Source organism: Arthrobacter sp. CP30, from assembly GCF_053470025.1.
Window position 1 is genome coordinate 195,846 of record NZ_JBQEMM010000005.1, and the last position, 22,430, is coordinate 218,275.

Below are 22,430 nucleotides of genomic sequence, written 5' to 3' on the forward strand. Positions count from 1 at the left end.
GCCGCATGGCGCCGAAGGCGTACGACGCCGTCGTGCTCGCCTCCTTCGGCGGACCCGAGGGCCAGGACGACGTCATCCCGTTCCTGCGCAACGTCACCCGCGGCCGCGGCATCCCCGACGAGCGGCTCGAGGAGGTCTCGCACCACTACCGGGCCTTCGGTGGCGTCAGCCCCATCAACAGCCAGAACCGCGCCCTCCGCGCGGCGATGGAGGCCGAGCTGCGCAACCGCGGCATCGACCTGCCGGTCTTCTGGGGGAACCGCAACTGGGAGCCGTTCATCGCCGACACCCTGCAGGAGGCGTACGACGCCGGACACCGCAAGGTGCTCGCCGTCACCACGAGCGCCTACTCCTGCTACTCCAGCTGCCGCCAGTACCGCGAGGACCTCGGGATGGCACTCGTGAAGACCGGCCTCGAGGGACGCCTCGAGGTGGACAAGGTGCGCCAGTACTTCGACCACCCGGGCTTCGTCGAGCCGTTCGTGGAAGGTGTCACCGGGGGACTCGCCACGGTCCGTGCAGGTCTCGCGGAGCAGGGCACGCCTGACGCCCCCGTGCACATCATGTTCTCCACCCACTCGATCCCCATAGGTGACGCCGAGGCCGCGGGGCCGCGGAACGGCGACGGCGGGCCCGCCCACGAGGAGGGCGCCTACGTGGCCCAGCACCTCGCGACAGCGCAGGCCGTCCTCGACCGCATCCCCGAGGCCGCCGGTGTCGAATGGTCGCTCGTCTACCAGTCCAGGTCCGGTGCCCCGCACATCCCGTGGCTCGAGCCCGACATCAGCGATGCCCTGCGTGACCGCTACGAGGGCGGCACCCGCGGCGTCGTGATCGTGCCGCTCGGTTTCGTCTCCGACCACATGGAGGTGGCCTGGGACCTCGACACCGAGGCGCTGGAGACGTGCGGTGAGCTCGGTATCGTGGCGGACCGCGTCCCGACCCCCGGCACGCACGCCACGTTCGTCGCCGGCCTGGTCGACCTCATCCTCGAGCGGACGATCGACAACAACATCGCCGACCGTCCGTCCGCCACCGCGCTCGGCCCCTGGTACGACGTCTGCCGGCCGAACTGCTGCGCGAACCGGCGCGGGGAGAAGCCGACCATCGCCTCCGTCGACTCCACCGTGGGGACGCCGCTGCCCAACCCCGGTATGTGATGTCGGCGGGAACCATGGACACGCAGGCCGGGGCGACCGGCGCCATCCGGGTGGGGACCAGGGGCAGCGCACTCGCGATGACCCAGACGACGACGGTGGCCGAGCGCGTGGCCGACCTCGCAGCCCTGCCGTATGAACTGGTGCGCATCCGCACGGAAGGGGATGTCCTCCGGGGGTCGCTGTCGCAGATCGGAGGTACGGGTGTGTTCGTCGCGGCGCTGCGTGACGCGCTGCTCGAGGAGCGCTGCGACATCGCGGTCCACTCGCTCAAGGACCTGCCCACCCTGCCTGCTCCGGGCCTCACCGTGGCGTCCGTCCCGGAGCGGGAGGACGTCCGTGACGCCCTCTGCGCCCGTGACGGACTGACGCTCGCGACCCTGCCGGACGGTGCGCGCGTGGGGACCGGGTCGCCCCGCCGGGCGGCCCAGCTCCGTGCCGCGCGGCCGGGCCTGGACGTCGTCGACATCCGCGGGAATGTCGACACGCGCCTCGGACGCGTCGCGGGACTCGTGATCGGCGCGCCGGGTGATCTCGACGCCGTCGTCCTCGCCGCTGCCGGCCTCAAGCGGCTCGGCCGTGACGACGCGATCACCGAACTGATCGATCCCGCCGTGATGCTCCCAGCACCCGGACAGGGAGCGCTGGCCGTCGAGTGCCGCGAGGCCGAGGCCACCCCCGGGATGCGTGAGGCCCTGGCCGCCTACGACCACCTGCCCACGCGCCTGGCCGTGACGGCGGAGCGGGCCGTCCTGCTGCAGCTCGAGGCCGGCTGCGCCGCTCCGATCGGTGCCCTCGCCCGGCTGCAGGGCGAGGAACTCGCGCTCGAGGCGGTGGTGTGCAGCCTCGACGGCCGGGCGATCCTCCGCGTGACGCGATCGGCTCCCGCAACGGACGCGGTGGCCGCCGCGCGGCTCGGGGTGGAGCTCGCCGAGGAACTGCTCGCTGCCGGCGCCGCCGATATCGCACCCCTGAGCAGCTGACCCGCGTGGTCGGCGGCCCGGCGGCGAGGAGCGTGATCGTCCTCCGCCATCCTGCACGGGCGGTCCGCATCGCCGATGCGCTCCGGGCGGCGGCGCTGTCCGTCTTCGCGTTGCCGCTCACGGAGACCGAGCTCCCGGGGGATGTCGACGCCGTCCTGAAGGGGCTCACGGCCCTGGCTCGGGGGGAGTACCGGTGGCTCGTGGTGACGAGCGGCAACACCGTCCAGGCGCTCGATGCTATCGGCCGGGCCCATACGGCGGGCCTCGCGGCAGCGGCGGGTGGGACGAGGGTCGCGGCCGTCGGTTCGGCGACCGCACGCCTGCTCGAGGACGCGGGTGTCGCCGTCGACCTGGTACCCGGCGACGCGACCTCCGCGGGCCTGCTCCGCGCCATCGGGCGAGGGCACGAGCGGATCCTCCTGCCGCAGGCAGACCTCGCACCCGACGACCTCCGGGCGGGCCTCACCGGCCTGGGCTGGCGGGTCGAGCGGATCGAGGCCTACCGCACGGTCCCGTATCCGGCGCACCCGTCCCGGCGCGTCCCCGGCGTCGTCGAGGACGGAGTTCCGCCGCCGCTGCTGGTCCCGGTCGACGTCGTCGGGCTGGCGACCGCCGGTGTCCAGCCCGCCGTCGTCTTCACCGCGCCGAGCACGGTGCAGCAGTTTCGTGAAAGGCTGGCCGCCGGGCCGTTGGCGTTCCACCCCGTCGCGATCGGTCCGACGACCGCGGCAGCACTGCGCGGGCAGGGCTGGGAACCGGGGGCGACGGCGACCGGACCCACCCCGTCCGCGATCAGGGCGGCGGTCCTGGAAGCCTTCGGGACCGAACCGGTGACCCTGCCATCGGGACGGCCGGTGTCCGGGTCGACCGGACCGCCCGCAGGACCCGCTCCAGCACCACCACCCGAACCCACCTCAGCACCCACCTCAGCACCCACCTCAGCACCCACCTCAGCACCACCGATCGGAGACCAGCCATGAGCTTCCCCCAGCACCGACCGCGCCGGCTGCGCTCCACGCCGGCGCTCCGCCGCATGGTCGCCGAATACCGCGTCCACCCATCCGAGCTGATCCTGCCCGCCTTCATCCGCGAAGGACTCACGGAGCCCTCTCCCATCCTGTCGATGCCCGGCGTCGTCCAGCACACCACGGAGTCGCTCAAGCGCGCGGCGTCCGAGGCGGTGCAGCGCGGGGTCGGCGGCATCATGCTCTTCGGCATCCCCGAACACCGGGATGCGACCGGCAGCGCCGGCATCGACCCCGACGGCGTCCTCAACCGGGCGATCGCCGACGTCCGGGCCGAGGTCGGCGATGCGCTCGTCGTGATGAGCGACGTCTGCCTCGACGAATTCACCGACCACGGCCACTGCGGCGTCCTCGCGGGCGACGGATCGGTCGACAACGACGCCACGCTGGCGCTGTACGCGCAGATGGCCGTCGAGCAGGCGAACGCGGGGGCGCACGTCCTCGGGCCGTCCGGGATGATGGACGGGCAGGTCGCCGTCATCCGGCAGGCGCTCGACGAGGCGGGACACCAGGACACCGTGGTGCTCGCCTACGCGGCGAAGTATGCCTCGGCGTTCTACGGTCCGTTCCGCGAAGCGGTCGACTCGCAGCTCACCGGCGATCGCCGGACCTATCAGATGGACGCCGCCAACCGGCGCGAGGCCCTCCTCGAGGTCGAACTCGACGTCGAGGAGGGTGCGGACATGGTGATGGTCAAGCCGGCCATGAGCTATCTGGACATCCTCGCCGATGTCGCGGCCATGTCACCCGTGCCCGTCGCCGCGTACCAGATCTCCGGTGAGTACGCGATGATCGAGGCCGCTGCGGCGAACGGCTGGATCGACCGCCGCCGCGCCATCGAGGAGTCCGTCCTCGGCATCAAGCGTGCCGGTGCGCAGATGATCCTCACCTACTGGGCCTCGGAGCTCGCGCTCTGGCTCGACGAATCCCACAGCTAAGGAACCCACCATGACGACGTCCACGACCTCGGACTCCCTCTACGAGCGTGCCCGCCACCTCATGCCCGGCGGCGTCAATTCGCCGGTCCGGGCCTTCGGATCGGTCGGCGGCACCCCCCGCTTCCTCGTCGATGCGCACGGCGCCTACGTCACCGACGCCGACGGCACGCAGTACGTCGACCTCGTCTGTTCCTGGGGCCCGGCGCTCCTCGGGCACTCCCACCCGGAGGTCATCGCCGCCGTGCACCGCGCCGTCGACCACGGTCTGACGTTCGGCGCATCGACGCCCGCAGAGGCGGACCTGGCGCAGCTCGTCAAGGAACGGGTGCCCGCCGTCGAGCTCCTGCGGATGGTGTCGACCGGCACCGAGGCGACCATGACGGCCGTCCGGCTGGCGCGCGGCTTCACGTCCCGTACCCTGATCGTCAAGTTCGCGGGCTGCTACCACGGCCACGTGGACAGCCTGCTCGCCGCCGCGGGTTCCGGCGTCGCCACGCTGGCGCTGCCCGGTTCCGCAGGCGTCACGGAGGCCACGACGGCGGAGACGCTCGTGCTGCCCTACAACGACGTCGAAGCCGTCGAGGAGGCCTTCCGCACGCACGGCGAGCACATCGCCGCCGTCATCACCGAAGCCGCACCGGCGAACATGGGTGTCGTGACTCCTGCTCCCGGCTTCAACGCCTTTCTCAGCCGGATCACCACCGAGCACGGCGCCCTGTTCATCGTCGACGAGGTGATGACCGGGTTCCGGACGCACCCGGGCGGCTACTGGAAGCTGACCGGCGGGGCCGACGACGCCGAGCACCCGTGGACCCCGGATCTCCTCACCTTCGGCAAGGTCATCGGCGGCGGGATCCCGGCGGCGGCCCTGGGCGGTCGCGCCGCCGTGATGAACTACCTCGCACCGATCGGGCCTGTCTACCAGGCCGGAACGCTCTCGGGGAACCCCATCGCCATGGCGGCCGGTGTCGCCACCCTCACCGCAGCGACGGACGACGTCTACCGCCACGTCGACGCACGGTCGCTCGAGGTGAGCGACGCCCTGTCCGCCGAGCTGACGAGGGCCGGGGTGGACCACTCCATCCAGCGTGCCGGCAACCTCTTCAGCGTGGCCTTCGGCACCGCCGAGCACGGTGTCCGCAACTACGCCGATGCGCAGGGCCAGGAGGGCTTCCGCTATGGCCCGTTCTTCCATTCCATGCTCGAGTCGGGCGTCTACCTCCCGCCGTCGGTCTACGAGGCCTGGTTCCTCTCCGCAGCCCACGACGACGCCGCGATGGAGCGCATCCATGCGGCGCTGCCCGCGGCGGCGAAGGCCGCCGCGGAAGCCGTCCCGAGCGATTGAGCCTGACCGGCTGACGCCGGGCCGCCCGCCGATCGGCGCACATCAGGCGACGGCGGCGGCCTGCGGTACGGGGACGGCTTCTGTCGCCGGCATCGTGCCGGACGCGTCGTGGACTTTCCCGACGCCGGATCCGACGCCGGACTCAATGCCGGACTCGATGCCGGGCTCGATGCCGGAGCGGGCGATGTCGGGACCGGCCGCGCCGGCGGTCGCCGTCGGTCCCGCGCCTGCGGGGAGGACCTCGACCGCTCCCGCGGGCAGGACCTCGACCGCTCCCGCGGGTGCGGGTCCGCCGGATGCGCCGGCAGCGGAGATCCGTGTCGCGTCGTCCACCCGCTCCGCTCGGAGGTCGACGGAGTGTTCCGGCCGTCGCGTGTCCTGCTCGCGGGGCACGACGGGCCAGGCCCGTTCGATCACGGCGTCGGGCTCGGTCCGGCGCAGATACTCCTCGAAACTGTCCGCCTGGCGGTCGGCCCACACGACGAGCGCGCTGTGCAGTTCTCGCGCCGGACGCTGGAGGAACGGGAACCGGTCGGCGAGGATGTCACCGACCCGCAGGGTCGCCAAAACATCCGCGGCGGATGTGTGGGCGTTGTCGAAGCGCACGCCGTAGTGCTCGCACAGTGCCGTCAGCGTCCGCTTGCCCCGCCGGTACCGGTCGGCCTGCTTGTCCATGATGAAGGGATCGATCACGGGCGAGGGCACCGGTACGGCGATGCCGTGCCGGCGTCCCTCCTCGGCGAGCACGGTGAAGTCGTAGCGGGCGTTGTAGGCCAGGACCGGGATGTCCGCGGCGAACAGGCGCGCGAGGACCGCGGCGATGCCGCCGACCACCGCGCCGGCGTCCAGGCCGAGCGAGCGGGCGTGGTCCGTGGTGATGCCGTGGATCGCCGCCGCGCCCGCCGGGATCTCGATACCCGGATCGGCCAGCCACTCGTGATGCTCCAGTACCGTTCCCGCGCCGTCGACGACGATGATGGTCGCCGTGACGATGCGTGCCGACAGGGGATCCCGTCCGGTCGTCTCCAGGTCGAAGGCCGCCCTCGGCGCCGTGTGCCAGCTCGTCATGGCATCACCGTAGTCGCGGGGTCCGACCAAATCGGTGCGCCGCTCCGCTGCCCCGCCGGTCTAGGGTTGAGCCCATGCGACCACGAGCAGACGGCCGCCGGCAGCCGCCGGGCCCGCGGGAGGCCGCCGCGGGGTCTCGGCCGATGGCGCGGGCCGATCCCGCAGGCTATGCCGGGGCGGTCCTCGACGTGACGGCGATGATCCCTCCGGGGAAGGTGCTCACCTACGGGGACATCGCCGAACTGCTGGCCTGCGGAGGGCCGCGGCAGGTGGGGCGGGCCCTCTCCCTCGCCGCCCGGGACGTGCCGTGGTGGCGCGTGCTGCGGGCCGGCGGTCGTCCTGCCCGGGGCCTCGCGCGGGAGGCACGGTCCAGGTACGACGACGAGGGCACTGCCCTGGCCGTACCTGCGGACCCCGTGGACGAGGACGACTACAGGGTGGTCCTCGCTGAGGCGCGCTGGTGGCCGTCCCCTGCCCAGCAGGACGCCCTGGCCCGCCTCGGCGCGTCCGTGAGCCGTCCCGCGCCGTAGCGCAGGACACCCGTTGCGGTACGCCTGATTGTCCGTGGGATGTGATGGTCTTGAACCATGACCAGCACGCTCCACGAAGGACCGCCCGCACCCGCGACCGGCGGCCGCCCCCACCGTGACGACGGGCTCAGGGACGGGTACGAGGGTGTGCTCGCCTCGCTGCAGGACCACGCCGGCCAGGTCCTCGTCCTCGGTGCTCCGGGCAGCGGCCGGTCGACGCTTCTGACCGATCTCGCGGTGCGCCGGATCGAAGCCGGCGTCCTCGATCCCGACGGTCTGCTGCTGCTCGGTCCCACACGGGCTGCCGCCACGAGGTTGAGGGATGACCTGACCGCGAAACTCGACCGGAGCATCAGCACGGCTCCCGCGCGCACGTGGTCCTCCTATGCCTTCGACCTCATCCGTCGGGCGAGGGCGGAGGGCCGGACGCCGCTCATCACGCGGCCGCCGAGGCTCCTCTCGGGCGCCGAGCAGGATCTCATCATCAAGGAGCTCCTCTCCGGCCATGACCGGGCGGGCGCGCCGCCGCTCGTCTGGCCGTCCGACCTCTCCCTCGCCCTGCCGACCCGTGGGTTCCGCCAGGAGATCCGCGACCTGTTCGACCGCGTCAGCGAGTACGGCGTACCTGCCGCGGACCTGGCTGCCTGGGGAGAGCGCTTCGACCGCCCCGACTGGGTGGCCGCCGCCTCCCTCTACCGTGAGTACCGGGACGTCCTCGACCTCCGTATGCCGGAGGCCTTCGATCCGGCGGGCATCCTCACCGCAGCGCGGGAGATCCTCGAGACCGACCCCACGTTCCTCGACCAGGAGCGGGCCCGCCTGCAGCTCGTCCTCGTGGACGACTACCAGGAGGCCAACCCCGCGGTCCACGCGCTCCTCGGGCTCATCGGGGCAGGAAACGACGTCGTCATCACCTCCTGCCCGGACACCGTGGCGCAGGGCTTTCGTGGAGCCCGGCCCGAACTCGCGGGCCGGCTGTCCGGCCTCTTCGGTCGGCGCGATCGGTTCTCGACGGTGCTGCTGCCCGGGTCGCTGACGCTGTCGGGCGGTCTCGCCCGGGCCTGGGAGAAGGTGGCATCCCGCATCGCGACTACCGGCGTGAGCACGGCCTACCGGTCCCTGCCCGCGGCGGATGTCGAGCCCTCACCCGCGGGAGACCCCGTCACGGGGATCCCCGGTGCGGGCGTGGCCTCCGCGCATGTCCTCGACAGCGCGTTCCACGAACAGCGCTTCATCACGCAGCGGATCCTCGAGGCACACCTGTTCGGGGAGCGCAGCCTCGATGACATCGCGGTGATCGTCCGCAACGGCGCGCAGGTCTCCGCAGTGCAGCGCTTCCTGTCGGCGCAGGGGATCGCGGTGAACGTCCCGGCCGCGGAGACCGCCATCAGGGAGGAACCCGCGGTCCGGCCCCTGCTCGATCTCTACGCCGTCGTGGTGGGGCGCGCGGAGCTCGACACCGAGCTCTGCATCTCCCTGCTGACCTCGAGGATCGGGGGCGCCGGCAGCCTCGACCTCCGACGGCTCCGTCAGATCCTGCGGCGGACCGAGCTGCAGCTGGGCGGGGGCCGGACGAGCGACGAACTGCTCACGGCCCTCTTCTCGTCGCCGGAGGAGATCGCCGCGCTCCCGGCGGAGGGTGCTCCGGTGCGACGCCTGCACCGGATGCTGGAGGCCGGCAGGTCCGCTGCCGCGGATGCCGGGCGAGACCCGGAGACCGTCCTGTGGGCACTGTGGTCGGCGTCGGGTCTCGCCCAGCAGTGGTCGGGGGCAGCCCTGGCGGAGGGCCCGTCGTCCACCCGGGCCGACCGCGACCTGGACGCCATGATGGCCCTCTTCCACACGGCCGAACGCTTCGTCGAGCAGATGCCGGGCGCCGATCCCGAACTCTTCCTCGACTACATCCTGAGCCAGGACATCCCCATGGACACCCTGGCCCAGCGCACCAAGCGGCAGGCGTCCGTCTCCGTGCTGACACCGGCGAGTGCTGCCGGCCGCCACTGGCCCATGGTGATCGTCGGTGGGGTGCAGGACGGCGTCTGGCCCAATCTCCGCCTGCGCGGCGAGCTCCTGGGTTCGGGGGAGTTGCGCGCCCTCCTGGACCACGGCGAGACCTTCCGCAGTACCCGCGACCCGGTGTCACTGCTGCAGGACATCCGCTTCGACGAGCTGCGGACCTTCTCGCTGGCCGTCTCGCGCGCCACCGAAGAACTGATCTGCTGCGCCGTGGCGTCGCAGGACGAGCAACCGTCGCCGTTCCTCGACGTCGTGGACCCCTTGCCGGCCGGTGTCACCGAGAGGGCCCGCACGCAGGTCCTCAGGCCGCTGACGCTCCGGGCCCTCGTCGCGGAGCTGCGCACCTTCGCGCAGGATCCGCAGGTGGCCGGCGTGCTCACGCGGGAAGCGGTCCGGCACCTCGGACGCATGGCGACCCTCGAGCCGCGCGTTCCCGGCGCGCATCCGGACCAGTGGTGGGGGGTGCTGGGCCTGAGCACGAGCGAACCCGTGGTGCCGCCGGAACAGCCCATCCCCGTCTCGCCGTCGAAGGTCGAGTCCGTGCTGGCCTCTCCGCTGAGCTGGTTCGTCTCGGCGGCCGGCGGCGAACGCACCACCGACTTCGCCCGTTCGCTCGGAACGCTCGTGCACCAGATCGCGCAGGACCTGCCGGACGCCACCGGCAGCGAATACGTCCGGGAGCTCGAACGTCGCTGGCCCCAGCTCGGCATCAAGGACACGTGGGAGGGACAGGCGGATTTCCGCCGCGCCGAGGGCATGGTGCGGAAGCTCGCCGCCTATGTGCTGGCGATGCGGACGGACGGCAGGTCCTTGCGCGCCACCGAGGTGGACTTCTCGGTGGACCTGGAGGTGGAGGTCGCGGGCGCGGCGCGGGTCGCACGGCTCCGTGGGCAGATCGACCGGCTGGAGCTCGATGCGGAAGGGCGTTTCGTCGTCGTGGACCTGAAGACGGGCAAAAGCGCGCCCGCAGGAGGGGACATCGCCCGCCATCCGCAGCTCGCGGCTTACCAGACGGCTGTCGCTTCCGGCGCATTGTCGGGTGATCCGTCGGATGATCTGTCGGGTGGGGAGTCGGCAGGATCCGACGCCCGGATCGAAGGACAGGGTGCGGTCGCGGGAGCGGCCGAGGACGGAGCGGGGCGCGCCGATCCGGTGGCGAGCATTCCCGGAGGGGCGTCGCTGGTGCAGCTGGGAACCACCGCGAAGAACGTGTCGGTGCAGGACCAGCCCGCGGTCGGGCCGGACGACGCCTGGGCGCGGACCATGATCGGGGATGCAGCGGCCCTGATGGCTGCCGCCTCCTTCGAGGCGGTCCACGACCCGCGGCGGTCGGGGTTCGGCGGCAGCGGTTGCCGGCTCCCCGAGGTGTGTCCGCTGTGCGAAGAGGGCAAGCAGGTGACGCAGTGACGGGCATCGCCGGTGACGGCTCGTCCCGTCCGGCCGAGCCGGGCCCGGCCCATCGGCGCTATTCGGCCCGCCGCCTCGCGGAACTGCTCCACTCCGATCCCGATGCTCCCGTGCAGTACCCCACGGAAGACCAGGCACGCGTCATCGAAGCGCCACTGGAACCCCTGCTGGTCATCGCCGGCGCCGGGTCGGGGAAGACCAAGACCATGGCGGACAGGGTGGTCTGGCTCGTCGCCAACGACCTGGTGCGCCCCGAGCAGATCCTCGGGGTGACCTTCACGCGCAAAGCCGCCGGCGAACTCGCCTCCCGTGTCCGCCAGCGCCTGGCGCAGCTCTACGCCTCGCGCCCGGACGACGGCACCTCCGTCGGCAGCGACCTCCTCGACCGGCTCGACCCCACCATCTCGACCTACCACTCCTTCGCGAACGGCATCGTGCAGGACTACGGTCTGCGGATCGGCATCGAGCGGGACTCCGTGATGCTGGGGACTGCGCAGTCCTGGCAGCTGGCCTCCTCCGTAGTCGAGGCCTTCGACGGCGAGTGGGAGCATTTCACCGCCGCGAAGAGCACCCTCGTGAAGGCGGTCCTCGACATGGCGGGTGAGTGCGCGGAACACCTGGTCAGCCCCGCGACCGTCCGTGCCGAGCTGCGTCGGCACATCGACCTTGTGGCCGCCCAGTCCTACGTCGCGGGGGCGGCCCGGCCCGCGACCCAGAAGGTGCACGACCTCCTGAACAAGCTGCGTACCCGGATCACCGTCACCGAGCTGGTGGAGCGCTACGCTGCCGCGAAGCTCGCACGCCGCCAGCTCGACTTCGGCGACCTCGTCTCCCTCGCCGCGCGGATCGCGCAGGACATCCCGGAGGCTGGACGGATGGAGCGTGAGAAGTATCGGGTCGTCCTGCTCGACGAGTTCCAGGACACCTCGCACGCCCAGATGGTGCTGTTCTCCCGGTTGTTCGCCGATGGCCGTTCGGTCACCGCCGTCGGTGATCCGCACCAGTCGATCTACGGCTTCAGGGGCGCGTCGGCGGGCCAGCTCGCAACGTTCCGAACGGCCTTCCCCGTCGTCGCACCGGAGGGCCGGGCGCCGTCACCGGTGGCCCACCTGTCGGTGGCCTGGCGCAATTCGACGTCGATCCTCGAGGCCGCCAACACGGTGTCCGCACCCCTCAACGTCCCTGCTCCGTGGCTGCGCAGCTCCTCGGTCCAGCAGGTGCCGGGCCTGGTCGCCAGGCCGGACGCCCCCCTCGGCGAGGTCACCCTCGGGCGGTTCCGCACCGACGCGCCGATCCCTGCGGACTCCGCACCCGAGGCGGTTCCCGGGCCGCGCACCGGCACCGGGGCCCTGTCCGGTTCCGCCGGACAGCCGCTCAGCGAGGCCGAAGCGATCGCCCGCGAAGTGCTGCGGCAGCGTCGACGGTCCTTCGAGACGGGCGACGACGGTACGGCACTCCGACCCACGATGGCGGTGCTCTGCAGGGGCCGCAAGCAGTTCGATCCGATCCGGCGGGAACTGGAGCGGGAAGGCATCCCGGTGCAGGTCGTGGGTCTCGGCGGGCTGCTGCGCACACCGGAGATCGTGGATCTGCTGGCCACCCTGCGGGTGCTCGGCGATCCCGACCGCTCGGATTCGATGCTCCGGCTCCTCGCCGGAGCCCGGTGGCGGCTCGGTCCGGCGGACCTGATGGCGCTGGGCGACTGGTCACGGCAACTCGCGCGGACGCGGGAGGCGATGTTCCGCCGGGGAGGCATCTCGGCGACGGAGCTGGACGAGGACCAGAGCCTGGACGCCGTCGTGGCTCCCGATCTCGCCGAGGCGGGGAGCCTCGTCGAAGCGGTCGACTACCTTCCGCCGTCGGACTGGGTGTCTTCGTCGGGACGCTCCCTCAGCGACACCGCTCGTCGTCGGCTTGATGTGCTGAGGAAGGAACTGCGGACCCTCCGTGGCTTCGTCGGCGATGATCTGGGCAGCCTGATCGGGGAGGTGGAACGCACCATCCTGCTCGACATCGAGGTCGCCGCGAAGCCGGGCGTCAGCATCCACGAAGCCCGCCGCAACCTCGACGCCTTCACGGAGGCCGTCGCCGGTTTCGTGTCCAGCGCCGAGCGGGTCGATCTTCCGGCCTTCCTCGCCTGGCTCGAGGCCGCCGACCAGGAGGAGGACGGGCTGCCCGTCACGCAGCTCGAAGCCAGCCGGGACGCCGTGCAGCTGCTGACCGTCCACGCCTCGAAGGGCCTCGAGTGGGACGTCGTCTTCGTGCCCGGACTGAACGGGAAGTCTTTCCCGAGCGGCAAGGACTCCCGATGGAGCAGCGGTGACTCCGCCATTCCCTGGACCCTGCGCGGAGACGCTCCCGAGTTGCCGCAGTGGGACTGGGAGCAGCCGGACCAGAAGGAGTGGCTGGTCAGCGAGCAGCGGTTCACCGACGAGGCCCGGGCCCACGCGGAGCGGGAAGAGCGGCGCCTCGCCTACGTGGCCTTCACACGCGCGAAGCACGCTCTCGTCTGCACGTCGTCCGCCTGGGGCGGGGGGCGGTCCAAGCCTTCCGGTCCATCGCCCTACCTGACCGATCTTGTCGCCCTGGCTGATTCCGGTGCACCCGGATTCTCGACGCCGTCCTGGCTCGCAGAGGGCGAGGAAGGTGACGCCAACCCTGCCAACGCTCGTCCGGAACGCGCGGCCTGGCCCGTCGATCCGCTCGGACCCAGGCGCCGGGACCTGGAAGGAGCTGCACGGGCCGTCCTCGAGCAGACGGCACTGCCGACCCTCGACGTCGATGACGACGGCGGGCGGTGGGGGCGGGAAGTGAGGCTCGCGCTCGCTCGGCAGGCCCGTGAACGGGAGCGGACGCCCCTCGGACTTCCTTCGCACATCTCGGCGTCCACGCTCGTCGAACTCCGGGAGGATCCGGAAGCCGTCCTGCAGCATCTTCGACGGCCGCTCCCGCGACGGCCCGGATCGGCGGCACGGAAGGGTACCGCGTTCCACGCGTGGATCGAGGAGTTCTACGGGTCCGGCGGCATGCTCGACCTCGGAGAGTATCCTGGCGGTGCCGATGCCCACGTGGACGAGACGCTCGGGCTCCAGGACATGGCGGCGGTGTTCGAACGGTCGGAGTGGGCGTTGCGTGAACCTGCCGCCATCGAGGCTCCGATCGAGACGAAGATCGGCGGCATCGTGGTGCGCGGACGCATCGATGCCGTGTTCCGGGATGCCGACGGCGGCTGGGACCTGATCGACTGGAAGACCGGCCGTCCGCCCGCTCCGGACCGGCGCGCGGCCAAGGCCGTCCAGCTGGCCGTCTATCGTCTCGCGTGGTCACGGCTGAAGGACGTGCCCCTCGACACGGTACGCGCCGCCTTCTTCTATGTGGCGGACAACCTGGTGGTGCGGCCCCATGACCTGGCCGACGCCGCCGACCTCGAGCGCATCATCACGACGGCGACGCTCGCCGCCGATGCAGCGGGATGAGCGCCGGTTCGGCGGAAGGTGACGTGCGGGGGCGGCGTCGCCCTCCGCGTCGGGTCGGAGAGGCGGCACGGGATATAGGCCCCCGAGCCGGGAGGACGACGACTACCGGGCGCGCCACGCACCACGGCCAGCGGACCCGGGCTCAGCGTCCGTAGGAGACGATCGGCAGCGTCGACGTGGCGACGTCGTCGGGGGAGCCCGCAGAGGTGTCGCCGCCGCGGAGCAGGGTCACCTTGGACGAACCGCCGGTTGCCGGGCGTTGCCGGGCGGCGACCAGACGGGCGTGCGCCAGCGACGACCCGGACGGAGTGTCGGCCTCGCGGTGCCCGCGTCCGTGATCCGACCCATGGTCCACGGGGCGGGAGCCGCCCTCCGTCGACGGGTTGGCGGGCCGGGACGCCGCGCTGGGATCGTAGGCGTGACTGCCGGTGCGCTCCGAGTCATCGCCGCCGCGACGCCCGGACGGTGCGTCGTCACGGTCCTCTGTCGCGTGGTCGGGCCGAGGAGCGGTCGGACCGGTGCCCGAACTCTCCTCTGCAGCTGTGTCCGAACCGTCAGCGACGTTCCGACGCACGGTGGAGCCGGCAGCCGGCCGGTGGTCGGACTGCGGGGTGGACGACCACGATCCGCCCGTCGAACCCGGAGTATCGTCCCCGGCAGGTTCGTCCTCGGCGTCGTCGCCGTGTTCGTCGCCCCACTCGCGGCGTTCCTCCTCGGCGCGCTGTGCCCTCTCCGCAGCTTCGTGCTGCTCGCGCTCGATCGACTCCACATCGGCTGCGAGCGTGGCGAGCATGCCTTCGGCTTCGTGGATCATCGCGCCATCATCGAGGGCGACTCCGCGGACCAGCCACTGTGCCAGCGCGAACTCCGCCGCGAGCGCGGCCCTGCGGGAGAGGTGGAGGTCGACGGCGGAGGTGCGGGCCGCGCCGTATGCGGCATGCACGGCATCGACGAAGGTACTGTCCTCGGCCGCCGCCAGCCAGGCGAAGTCCTCGGCCGGGTCGCCGATGCAGAGGTCGGTCCATCCCGTCACGGCGGATACCCGGCCCGCCGAGACGAGCAGGTGGTCCTCGTGGAGATCGCCGTGCATCACGGTCGGGCTGAAGCGCCAGAGCGCCACGTCCTCCAGCGCGTGTTCCCAGCGGCGCAGCAGGACGGGAGGGATCTTGCCCGTGGTCGCGGCCTGATCCAGTTCGTTCAACTTGCGCTGGCGGTACTCGTCGGCCTCGTAGCCCGGCAGGTCGGCGCGCTGCACCATGTCCTTGGGCAGTTCGTGGATCGCGGCGATCACCCGCCCGAGCTCCGCTGCCATCGGGCGGCCACCGGCGGCCAGGGCCTCCAGCGTGCGTGTGCTGCCGGCCAGGTGCGAGTAGACGAACGTGCTGAGATCACCCTGCCGGACACTCCCGGCCATGTGCGGGATGAGGAAGGGAAGTTCAGCCTTGACGGCCGGGGTGAAGGCCCGCAGAGCCTGCAACTCCGTCTCGAGGCGCATGCTTGCCTCGGCATGTTTCGGTGACCTCACCCGCCACTGCTTGCCCGCGTCGTCGACCAGGAGGGCGGAATCGAAGTCCGCAGCATCATCCGGTGCGCCTGCGACGCCGGTCGGGGCCAGGCCGGGCACTGCGGCACTGGCGATGGCAGCAAGTTCCATGGGTGTCCGTTTCACAAGTTCCACCGTAAGTCGTCCGTCCTCCGCCCGCTCCGTTCCGGCGCGGCGAGTCGCCAGATGTACTACTCGTCTTCCCGTTCGGACCACTCCTCCACCCGGGCCCCGCGGAATGTGTTTTGGGAGAGCGAGAACGTACCGTAGAACCATGACCGAACCCCTCCGGACCCTGGTGTTGCCTCCCCTCGGATCGCTCCCGCTCTCCCGCGCCGATTCCGATCGCGACGGAGTCGCGAGGGTCACCGACGGCCTCCTGGATCGCCTCTGGGAGACACCGGAGACCATGGTCCTGACCCTCGTCCGGGGCAAGGCCCCCGTGACCGCCGACGCGTTGCTGCTGTTGTCGCCCTCCGACGTGCAGCGACCCGAGCTGGTCGTGTATCTGGGCCGGATCAACGAGGGTGCGGTGGACGCCGGAGCGCCTGTGGTGCTCGCGGTCCTGCCCGAGGAGGACCCCGTGATCTCCCCCACGCAGGGGTGGCTGGGGCTGCGGGAGATCGCCGCGTCGCTGGACGCCCGTGACGCGGGGCTCTTCGTCGAGGCGGCGGCGATCGCCAACTGGCATGCCACGCACAGCCACTGCCCGCGCTGCGGCGAACCCACGGACGTCCGCGACGGCGGATGGGTGCGCCAGTGTCCGAAGGATTCATCCCAGCACTACCCGCGCACGGACGCCGCGATCATCGTCTCGGTCGTGGACGACGACGACCGCCTCCTCCTCGGCTCCGCTGTCGCCTGGCCCGAGGACCGGTACTCGACACTGGCCGGGTTCGTCGAGCCCGGGGAGTCGCTCGAGGCCGCGGTGATCCGGGAGGTGGGGGAGGAGTCCGGTATCGAGATCCAGTCGCCGGAGTACCTGGGCTCCCAGCCCTGGCCCTTCCCCGCGTCGCTCATGCTCGGCTTCACGGCGCGCGCGGTCACGACCGACGCCGTACCGGACCGCGACGAGATGCGGTCGCTCCGCTGGTTCACGAGGGAGCAGCTGTTCAGGGAGGTGCGTGACGGCACCATCGCCGTCGCGGGTGGTGTCTCGATCGCGCGTGCCCTGATCGAACGCTGGTACGGCGGACCGCTGGACGAGGAGCCGTCGGAGGCGCGTCCCTAGTGTCCGAGCTGCTGCTCGAGGACAGCATCCTCCAAGGACTGGACGACGAACAGCGGACCGTGGCCAGCACGCTGAACGGTCCGCTGTGCGTCCTCGCCGGCGCGGGGACGGGAAAGACCCGGGCCATCACCCACCGCATCGCCTACGGCGTGCACACCGGGGTCTACAAGCCGCAGCAGGTCCTCGCGGTCACCTTCACCGCGCGGGCCGCGGCGGAGATGCGGACCAGGCTGAGGGATCTCGGCGCCGGGGGAGTCCAGGCACGGACCTTCCACGCCGCGGCGCTCCGGCAGCTGCAGTACTTCTGGCCGCAGGCCGTCGGTGGGCCACTGCCGGCCCTCGTCGACCACAAGGCACAGCTCATCGCCGAATCGGCCCGGCGACTGCGCCTGTCGACGGACCGCGCGGCGATCCGCGACGTCGCCGCGGAAATCGAGTGGGCAAAGGTGTCCATGCTCACGCCTGACGCCTACACGGCCGCGGCGGCGGGCCGGGCGGAACCCGCGGGGATGGACCTGATCACGGTGTCCCGCATCTTCTCTGCGTACGAGGACCTGAAGATCGACCGCAATCTCATCGACTTCGAGGACGTCCTGCTCACCACCGTCGCCATCCTGGAGGAGGACGAGAAAGTCGCCGCCACGGTACGGGCCCAGTACCGGCACTTCGTGGTGGACGAGTACCAGGACGTCTCCCCGCTCCAGCAGCGACTCCTCGACCTGTGGCTCGGCGAGCGTCGCGAACTGTGCGTCGTGGGTGACGCGAGCCAGACGATCTACTCCTTCACCGGCGCCACCTCCCGGCACCTGCTCGATTTCACCAAGCGGTACGAGGGTGCGCAGGTGGTCCGGCTCGTCCGGGACTACCGCTCGACCCCCCAGGTGGTCAGGGCCGCCAATACGCTGCTGGCGGCACGGAGCAGCGAGGCCGATCGCCGGGCCGTCAACACCACGTGGTCGGCTCCGCTCGAACTCGTCGCCCAACGGCCTGCCGGTCCCGAGCCGGTGTTCACGGAGTGCAGTGACGACGAGGCGGAGGCCGCGGAGTGCGCGAGGCGGATCGGCGTCCTCCTCGACCAGGGCGTCAAGGCCAGCGAGATCGCGATCCTCTACCGCACCAACGGCCAGTCGGAGGCGTACGAGCAGGCCCTGGCGAGTGCCGGCATCGGCTATCAGCTGCGCGGCGGAGAACGGTTCTTCCAGCGCCGTGAGGTCCGTGACGCCCTCCTGCAGCTGCGGGCGGCGGCCCGCACCCAGGGTGACGACGACGTCCCGCAGCAGGTCCGTGACGTGCTCGCGTCTCTGGGCTACACCTCGGTCGCGCCGCAGAACTCCGGAGCCGTCCGGGAGAAGTGGGAGTCGCTGGCCGCGCTGGTCGGACTGGCTGACGAACTCAACCGGGTGCGCGGGCCCGAGTCCTTCACCCTGCAGACGTTCGTCGCCGAACTCGAGGAGCGAGCCGCAGCCCAGCACGCCCCGACGGTGCAGGGTGTGACGCTCGCGTCGCTGCACTCCGCCAAGGGGCTCGAGTGGGACGCCGTCTTCCTCGTCGGGCTGAGCGAAGGGCTCATGCCGATCTCCTTCGCGGACACGCAGGAAGCCGTCGACGAGGAACGCCGCCTCCTCTACGTCGGCATCACGCGCGCCCGGGTCCACCTCGCGCTGTCCTGGTCCACCTCCCGTTCGCCGGGCGGTCGGGCGAGCCGGAAGCCGTCGCGCTTCCTCGACGCGCTCCGCCCTGCGACAGCCGGGCAGGCGAGTTTCCGCCAGCCCCGAGCGAAGTCGACGCGCAAGTCCTCCGCACCAGCGGTGTGCAGGGTCTGCAAGCGACCGCTGCTCACCGGTGCCGAGCGGAAGATCGGGCGGTGTACAGAGTGCCCGGCGAGCTACGAGGAGGAGACGTTCGAGGCGCTCAGGGCCTGGCGGCGGGAGGAGGCACGGGAGAAGGAGGTGCCGGCCTTCGTCGTCTTCACCGACGCGACCCTCATCGCGATCGCCGAGGCGCGCCCACAGACACTCGACGAGCTGGGCGAGCTGGCGGGGATCGGATCGTCGAAGCTGGAACGCTACGGCGAGGCCGTCCTCGAGATCATCAGTGACGCTTCCTGACCCTGCCGGGCCGGACCTCGCAGCGCCGCTGCCGGTCGTCGTCGTGCGCTCGGCCCGAAGACGACGGACCGTCAGCGCGGACATCAGGGACGGGGTTCTCCGGGTCTCGATCCCGGGCCATTTCTCCGCCTCCCAGGAGAAGCACTGGGTGAAGCGGATGGTCGAGCGTATGGCGCAGAAGTATCCGACGGCGCCGCAGATCGAGAGCGACGCCCCCGTGCCCGACCTCCTCCTGCGTGCCGAGGACCTGGCGCGCAGGTTCCTCGACGGACGGGGTGTCCCGGCGCGGATCAGCTGGGTCACCAACCAGAACTCCCGGTGGGCCTCGGCGACTCCCGCGCACCGAACCATCCGCCTCTCGCATCGCCTTCACGGGATGCCCGACTGGGTGGTGGACTACGTGATCCTGCACGAGATGGCCCACCTCATCGAGCCCTCGCACAGCCCGACCTTCTGGCGCCTGCTGACGTCCTATCCCCGGACGGAGACGGCCAAGGCCTTCCTCGACGGAGCCGCCTTCGCCGCGCACCGCAACCTGATGGATGCGGGCGGCGGGACCGGACCGATGGCCGACTCCTGAGCAGTGACTGTCAGGAGTGAGGAACGCGGCCGACCCGCCACGCCGTGATCGGCGTCCGGATCAGCGGTTCGTCCCGCCGCCGTGGGCGTCGGGGTCCTGGCTGCCGTCCGGTTCCTTCCCGGCCCCGGGGGTCTCGTCCTGCTCCTGCACGACATCGGAGGCCGTTCCCCCACCCGTCTCGTCGGCCTTGCCGGGATCGTCGGCGGGGGCATCGGCGCTGCCGTCCCTCGGGTCAGCGGCGCCGTCGTCGGACGGTTCCGCCGCGGGCTCGAAGCCACCCGAGAGAAGTCGCTCGAGGGCCGCGTCGACGTCCGCATCGGAGGACTCCAGCAGTCTCCGGCGCTCGGAGAAACCGGCGGGATCGTCGAGGTCCTCCGCAGTGGGCAGGAGGTCCGGGTGCTGCCATAGGGCGTCACGGCCCTCGATGCCGCGCTCGGTCGTGAGGAGTGACCACAGGGCGGCCGCATCGCGCAGGCGCCGCGGTCGCAGTTCCAGTCCGACGAGGGAGGCGAACGCGTGCTCGGCTGGTCCGCCTGTCGCCCGGCGGCGGCGCACCATCTCGCGCAGGGCCCCGGCCGAGGGCAGGTTGGCCGCTGCGGCGGCCGTCGTCTCGTCCACCCAGCCCTCCACCAGGGCGAGCGTTGTCTCGAGGCGCACCAGCGCCGCGTCCTGCTCCGGCGTGCGCTCGGGCATGAAGACTCCCTGCGAGAGAGCGCCCTGAAGACTTTCCGGGTTGGTCGGGTCGATGTCCCGCGCGGCTTCCTCGATCTTATTCATGTCGATATGGATGCCGCGGGCATAGCGCTCGATACTGCCGAGCAGGTGCCCGGTCAGCCAGGGGATGTGGGTGAACAGCCGGACGTGTGCGGCCTCGCGCACGGCCAGGAAGAGCTGCACCTCCTGTTCGGGGATGTCGAGCCCCTCGCCGAAGGCCGCGACGTTCGCGGGGAGGAGCGCCATCCGGCCGTCGGCCAGCGGGACCCCGATGTCGGTGGAGCCGACCACGTCCTTGGACAGTGCGCCGACGGCCTGACCCAGTTGCATGCCGAACATCGCACCTCCGACGTTCTGCAGCATGGACGCCGGCCCGCCCATCATCCCCATCATGGACTTCATCTCCTCGGGCAGCTGCTCGGAGATCACATCGGACAGGGCCTTGGCAATGCTCGTGGCGACCGGCTCCGTGAGCCGCCGCCAGGTCGTCATCGTCGCCTCGACCCATTCGGCGCGCGACCACGCGCGGCCGAGCTGACCCGTGCTCGGGAAGTCGGTGACCGGATCGAGCCACATCTCGGCCAGCTTCAGGGATTCGTCGACGCTGCGCCGCTGGAGTGCCGTGACCGATGGATCGTTGTCGGAGGCGGCAACCCGTCGCGCCTGGTCGTGGGCCATGGTCCAGTTGACGGGCCCTTCGCTGGGCGTCGAGAACATCGCCTGGACCTGCTGCATCATCATCGCCATGGCCGCCGGGTCGGAGGGCAGACCGGCTGCCTTCGCGATCTCCTGCGGGTCGAACCCACCGGCGCCACCGCCGAACATCTTCGACAGCATCTCGGACAACGGGTCCTGGGGCGTGTCGTCGTCGCCGTTCGAGGGGTTGGATGGGTTGGTCACTGATACCACCGGTCCTGGGAGTAGCTTGGCGGGTCCGGGCGTGGACGGCTGTGCCATCCGCGCCGGCTGTGAGGATCACGCTACCGGCCACGGGCAGCCGGTGTCCCGCACCCCGTGTGTCGTTCGCTGAGGGCAAAGACGCGCCCGCACCCGGTCCGGCGTCGTGGTGGCCGGGTGATGTCGGCGCACGGATCGCGAGCCGTATCGGTCCGAGCGTCTATTCTGAGGAAGCCGGAAGGGCGCGCGCAGCGCCGCAGCACGGCACGCCAACAGAGAGAAGCGCAGTGACGCAGCCTGTCCACTTCGAGTCCTACAGCCCCGAGGAACCGACCCGCCCGAGGGATCCGCGCTTCCGCGCCATGGCCATTTCCGGTGGGCTCGCCGTGGTCCTGTCGGCGGCGGCCGTCCTTCTCCCCGCGCCCTACGTCATCGAGGCGCCGGGCCCGACGTTCAACACCATCGGCGAGGTCGACGGCCAGCCGCTCATCACGGTGGAGGGCAGGGAGACGTTCCCGCCGGAGGGTGAACTCGATCTCACGACCGTCTTCGTCAGCGGGGGTCCCAACGGGCAGGTCAACGTGCTCGACACCCTCCGTGCGTGGGCCGACCCGGCTGAGAACGTCGTCCCCGAGCAGCTCGTGTATCCGGAGGGCACCACGTCCTCGGACGTGCAGGAGCAGAACGCGGTGGCCATGACGTCGTCGCAGGAGTCCGCGATCGCCGCCGCGCTGTCGCACGAGGACATCGACTTCACCGAGGAGCTGTCCGTCGCCGGCTTCGCCGAGGACTCCGCATCCGGGGGGATCCTGCAGGCGGGTGACGTCCTCCGCAGCGTCGACGGTCGCCGGATCGAGGACATCCACGTCCTGCGGTCCACCCTCGCCGACGCAGGGGGTGCTCCGGCCGAGCTGGCGATCGTGCGGGACGGAGCCGAACGGACGGTCACCGTCACGCCGAAGGAGTCGGAGGCGGGCGGCTACCAGCTCGGGATCGTCCTGTCGTCGACGTTCGACTTCCCGTTCCAGGTGACGATCCAGCTCGACAACGTGGGTGGGCCCTCGGCCGGCACGATGTTCGCCCTCGGCATCATCGACACGCTCACCGAAGGGGACCTGACCGGCGGCAGGCACTTCGCGGGGACCGGCACCATCGACTCCGCGGGAGCGGTCGGCCCGATCGGGGGGATCGCGCAGAAGCTGGTCGGAGCTCGGTCCAGCGGCGCGGAGTTCTTCCTCGCTCCGGCGGACAACTGCGGGGACGTGGTCGGCCACATCCCCGACGGGCTCACCGTCGTCAGTGTGGAGACACTCGACGACGCCGTGCGGGCCGTCGAGACGTTGGGCTCCGGCGGCGACGCGTCCGGATTGCCATCCTGCTGAGGTCGCGACCGTCGCCACCACGGCAGGTGC

General features: G+C 71.3%; 14 protein-coding genes and 1 pseudogene. 12 read left to right on the forward strand and 3 right to left on the reverse strand.

Features of this window, described 5'->3' with window-relative positions; genetic code table 11:
• Positions 1-5: 5 nt before the first annotated feature.
• From ACTIMO_RS09215 to hemL, 5 genes are read left to right on the forward strand one after another with little or no spacing between them, the layout of a single operon-like run.
• On the forward strand, positions 6-1,160 hold the full coding sequence (locus ACTIMO_RS09215; protein ID WP_448182265.1) for a ferrochelatase: 1,155 nt from the start codon (positions 6-8) through the stop codon (positions 1,158-1,160).
• Positions 1,161-1,174: 14 nt separating this feature from the next.
• On the forward strand, positions 1,175-2,140 hold the full coding sequence (hemC, locus tag ACTIMO_RS09220; protein ID WP_055769334.1) for a hydroxymethylbilane synthase: 966 nt from the start codon (positions 1,175-1,177) through the stop codon (positions 2,138-2,140).
• Positions 2,141-2,172: 32 nt separating this feature from the next.
• On the forward strand, positions 2,173-3,120 hold the full coding sequence (locus tag ACTIMO_RS09225; protein ID WP_448182207.1) for a uroporphyrinogen-III synthase: 948 nt from the start codon (positions 2,173-2,175) through the stop codon (positions 3,118-3,120).
• The gene (gene hemB / locus ACTIMO_RS09230) at positions 3,117-4,103 is read left to right on the forward strand and encodes a porphobilinogen synthase (protein ID WP_448182208.1); all 987 of its coding nucleotides are present in this window, start codon (positions 3,117-3,119) and stop codon (positions 4,101-4,103) included. Before ACTIMO_RS09225 ends, hemB begins: the two co-directional genes overlap by 4 nt.
• A gap of 10 nt (positions 4,104-4,113) precedes the next feature.
• Complete coding sequence (gene hemL, locus ACTIMO_RS09235; RefSeq protein WP_448182209.1) at positions 4,114-5,448, forward strand: glutamate-1-semialdehyde 2,1-aminomutase; 1,335 nt, start codon at positions 4,114-4,116, stop codon at positions 5,446-5,448.
• Positions 5,449-5,820: 372 nt separating this feature from the next.
• On the opposite strand, the pseudogene ACTIMO_RS09240 reads toward hemL, so the two are convergent.
• A pseudogene (locus ACTIMO_RS09240) lies at positions 5,821-6,516 on the reverse strand (exonuclease domain-containing protein); the annotation flags it as partial.
• Between the two features lie 74 nt (positions 6,517-6,590).
• Between ACTIMO_RS09240 and ACTIMO_RS09245 the strand changes: the two are divergent.
• From ACTIMO_RS09245 to ACTIMO_RS09255, 3 genes are read left to right on the forward strand one after another with little or no spacing between them, the layout of a single operon-like run.
• A complete protein-coding gene (locus ACTIMO_RS09245; protein WP_448182210.1) occupies positions 6,591-7,046 on the forward strand; it encodes an MGMT family protein in 456 nt (151 codons plus the stop codon).
• A 57-nt stretch (positions 7,047-7,103) separates the two neighbouring features.
• Positions 7,104-10,469, forward strand: coding sequence for an ATP-dependent helicase (locus tag ACTIMO_RS09250; RefSeq protein ID WP_448182211.1), 3,366 nt, complete (start codon positions 7,104-7,106; stop codon positions 10,467-10,469).
• A complete protein-coding gene (locus ACTIMO_RS09255) occupies positions 10,466-13,945 on the forward strand; it encodes an ATP-dependent helicase (protein ID WP_448182212.1) in 3,480 nt (1,159 codons plus the stop codon). Before ACTIMO_RS09250 ends, ACTIMO_RS09255 begins: the two co-directional genes overlap by 4 nt.
• A gap of 142 nt (positions 13,946-14,087) precedes the next feature.
• On the opposite strand, the gene ACTIMO_RS09260 is transcribed toward ACTIMO_RS09255, so the two are convergent.
• Positions 14,088-15,599, reverse strand: coding sequence for a phosphotransferase (locus ACTIMO_RS09260; protein ID WP_448182213.1), 1,512 nt, complete (start codon positions 15,597-15,599; stop codon positions 14,088-14,090).
• Positions 15,600-15,762: 163 nt separating this feature from the next.
• On the opposite strand from ACTIMO_RS09260, the gene nudC reads away from it, so the two are divergent.
• Genes nudC through ACTIMO_RS09275 form a run of 3 tightly spaced genes read left to right on the forward strand, consistent with a single transcriptional unit; the run spans position 15,763 to position 19,407 of the window.
• Positions 15,763-16,719: an NAD(+) diphosphatase gene (nudC, locus tag ACTIMO_RS09265; RefSeq protein WP_448182214.1), complete on the forward strand. Its 957-nt coding sequence runs from the start codon at positions 15,763-15,765 to the stop codon at positions 16,717-16,719.
• A complete protein-coding gene (locus tag ACTIMO_RS09270) occupies positions 16,719-18,827 on the forward strand; it encodes an ATP-dependent DNA helicase UvrD2 (protein WP_448182215.1) in 2,109 nt (702 codons plus the stop codon). The genes nudC and ACTIMO_RS09270 overlap by 1 nt, the downstream gene beginning before the upstream one ends.
• Entirely contained in the window at positions 18,814-19,407 is a 594-nt protein-coding gene (locus ACTIMO_RS09275; protein ID WP_448182216.1) for a M48 metallopeptidase family protein, read from the forward strand. The genes ACTIMO_RS09270 and ACTIMO_RS09275 overlap by 14 nt, the downstream gene beginning before the upstream one ends.
• A 60-nt stretch (positions 19,408-19,467) precedes the next feature.
• Here ACTIMO_RS09275 and ACTIMO_RS09280 read toward each other — a convergent pair whose 3' ends face one another.
• A complete protein-coding gene (locus ACTIMO_RS09280; protein WP_448182217.1) occupies positions 19,468-21,078 on the reverse strand; it encodes a zinc-dependent metalloprotease in 1,611 nt (536 codons plus the stop codon).
• Between the two features lie 227 nt (positions 21,079-21,305).
• On the opposite strand from ACTIMO_RS09280, the gene ACTIMO_RS09285 reads away from it, so the two are divergent.
• Complete coding sequence (locus tag ACTIMO_RS09285; RefSeq protein ID WP_448182218.1) at positions 21,306-22,400, forward strand: YlbL family protein; 1,095 nt, start codon at positions 21,306-21,308, stop codon at positions 22,398-22,400.
• Positions 22,401-22,430 lie beyond the last annotated feature (30 nt).

Bases quoted from the DNA above. Each gene is read 5' to 3' on its own strand.
- hemB (WP_448182208.1), top strand. From the start codon at position 3,117: ATGAGCTTCCCCCAGCACCGACCGCGCCGGCTGCGCTCCACGCCGGCG.
- ACTIMO_RS09250 (WP_448182211.1), top strand. From the start codon at position 7,104: ATGACCAGCACGCTCCACGAAGGACCGCCCGCACCCGCGACCGGCGGC.
- hemC (WP_055769334.1), top strand. From the start codon at position 1,175: ATGGACACGCAGGCCGGGGCGACCGGCGCCATCCGGGTGGGGACCAGG.
- ACTIMO_RS09245 (WP_448182210.1), top strand. From the start codon at position 6,591: ATGCGACCACGAGCAGACGGCCGCCGGCAGCCGCCGGGCCCGCGGGAG.
- ACTIMO_RS09215 (WP_448182265.1), top strand. From the start codon at position 6: ATGGCGCCGAAGGCGTACGACGCCGTCGTGCTCGCCTCCTTCGGCGGA.
- nudC (WP_448182214.1), top strand. From the start codon at position 15,763: ATGACCGAACCCCTCCGGACCCTGGTGTTGCCTCCCCTCGGATCGCTC.
- hemL (WP_448182209.1), top strand. From the start codon at position 4,114: ATGACGACGTCCACGACCTCGGACTCCCTCTACGAGCGTGCCCGCCAC.
- ACTIMO_RS09280 (WP_448182217.1), bottom strand. From the start codon at position 21,078: ATGGCACAGCCGTCCACGCCCGGACCCGCCAAGCTACTCCCAGGACCG.
- ACTIMO_RS09260 (WP_448182213.1), bottom strand. From the start codon at position 15,599: ATGGAACTTGCTGCCATCGCCAGTGCCGCAGTGCCCGGCCTGGCCCCG.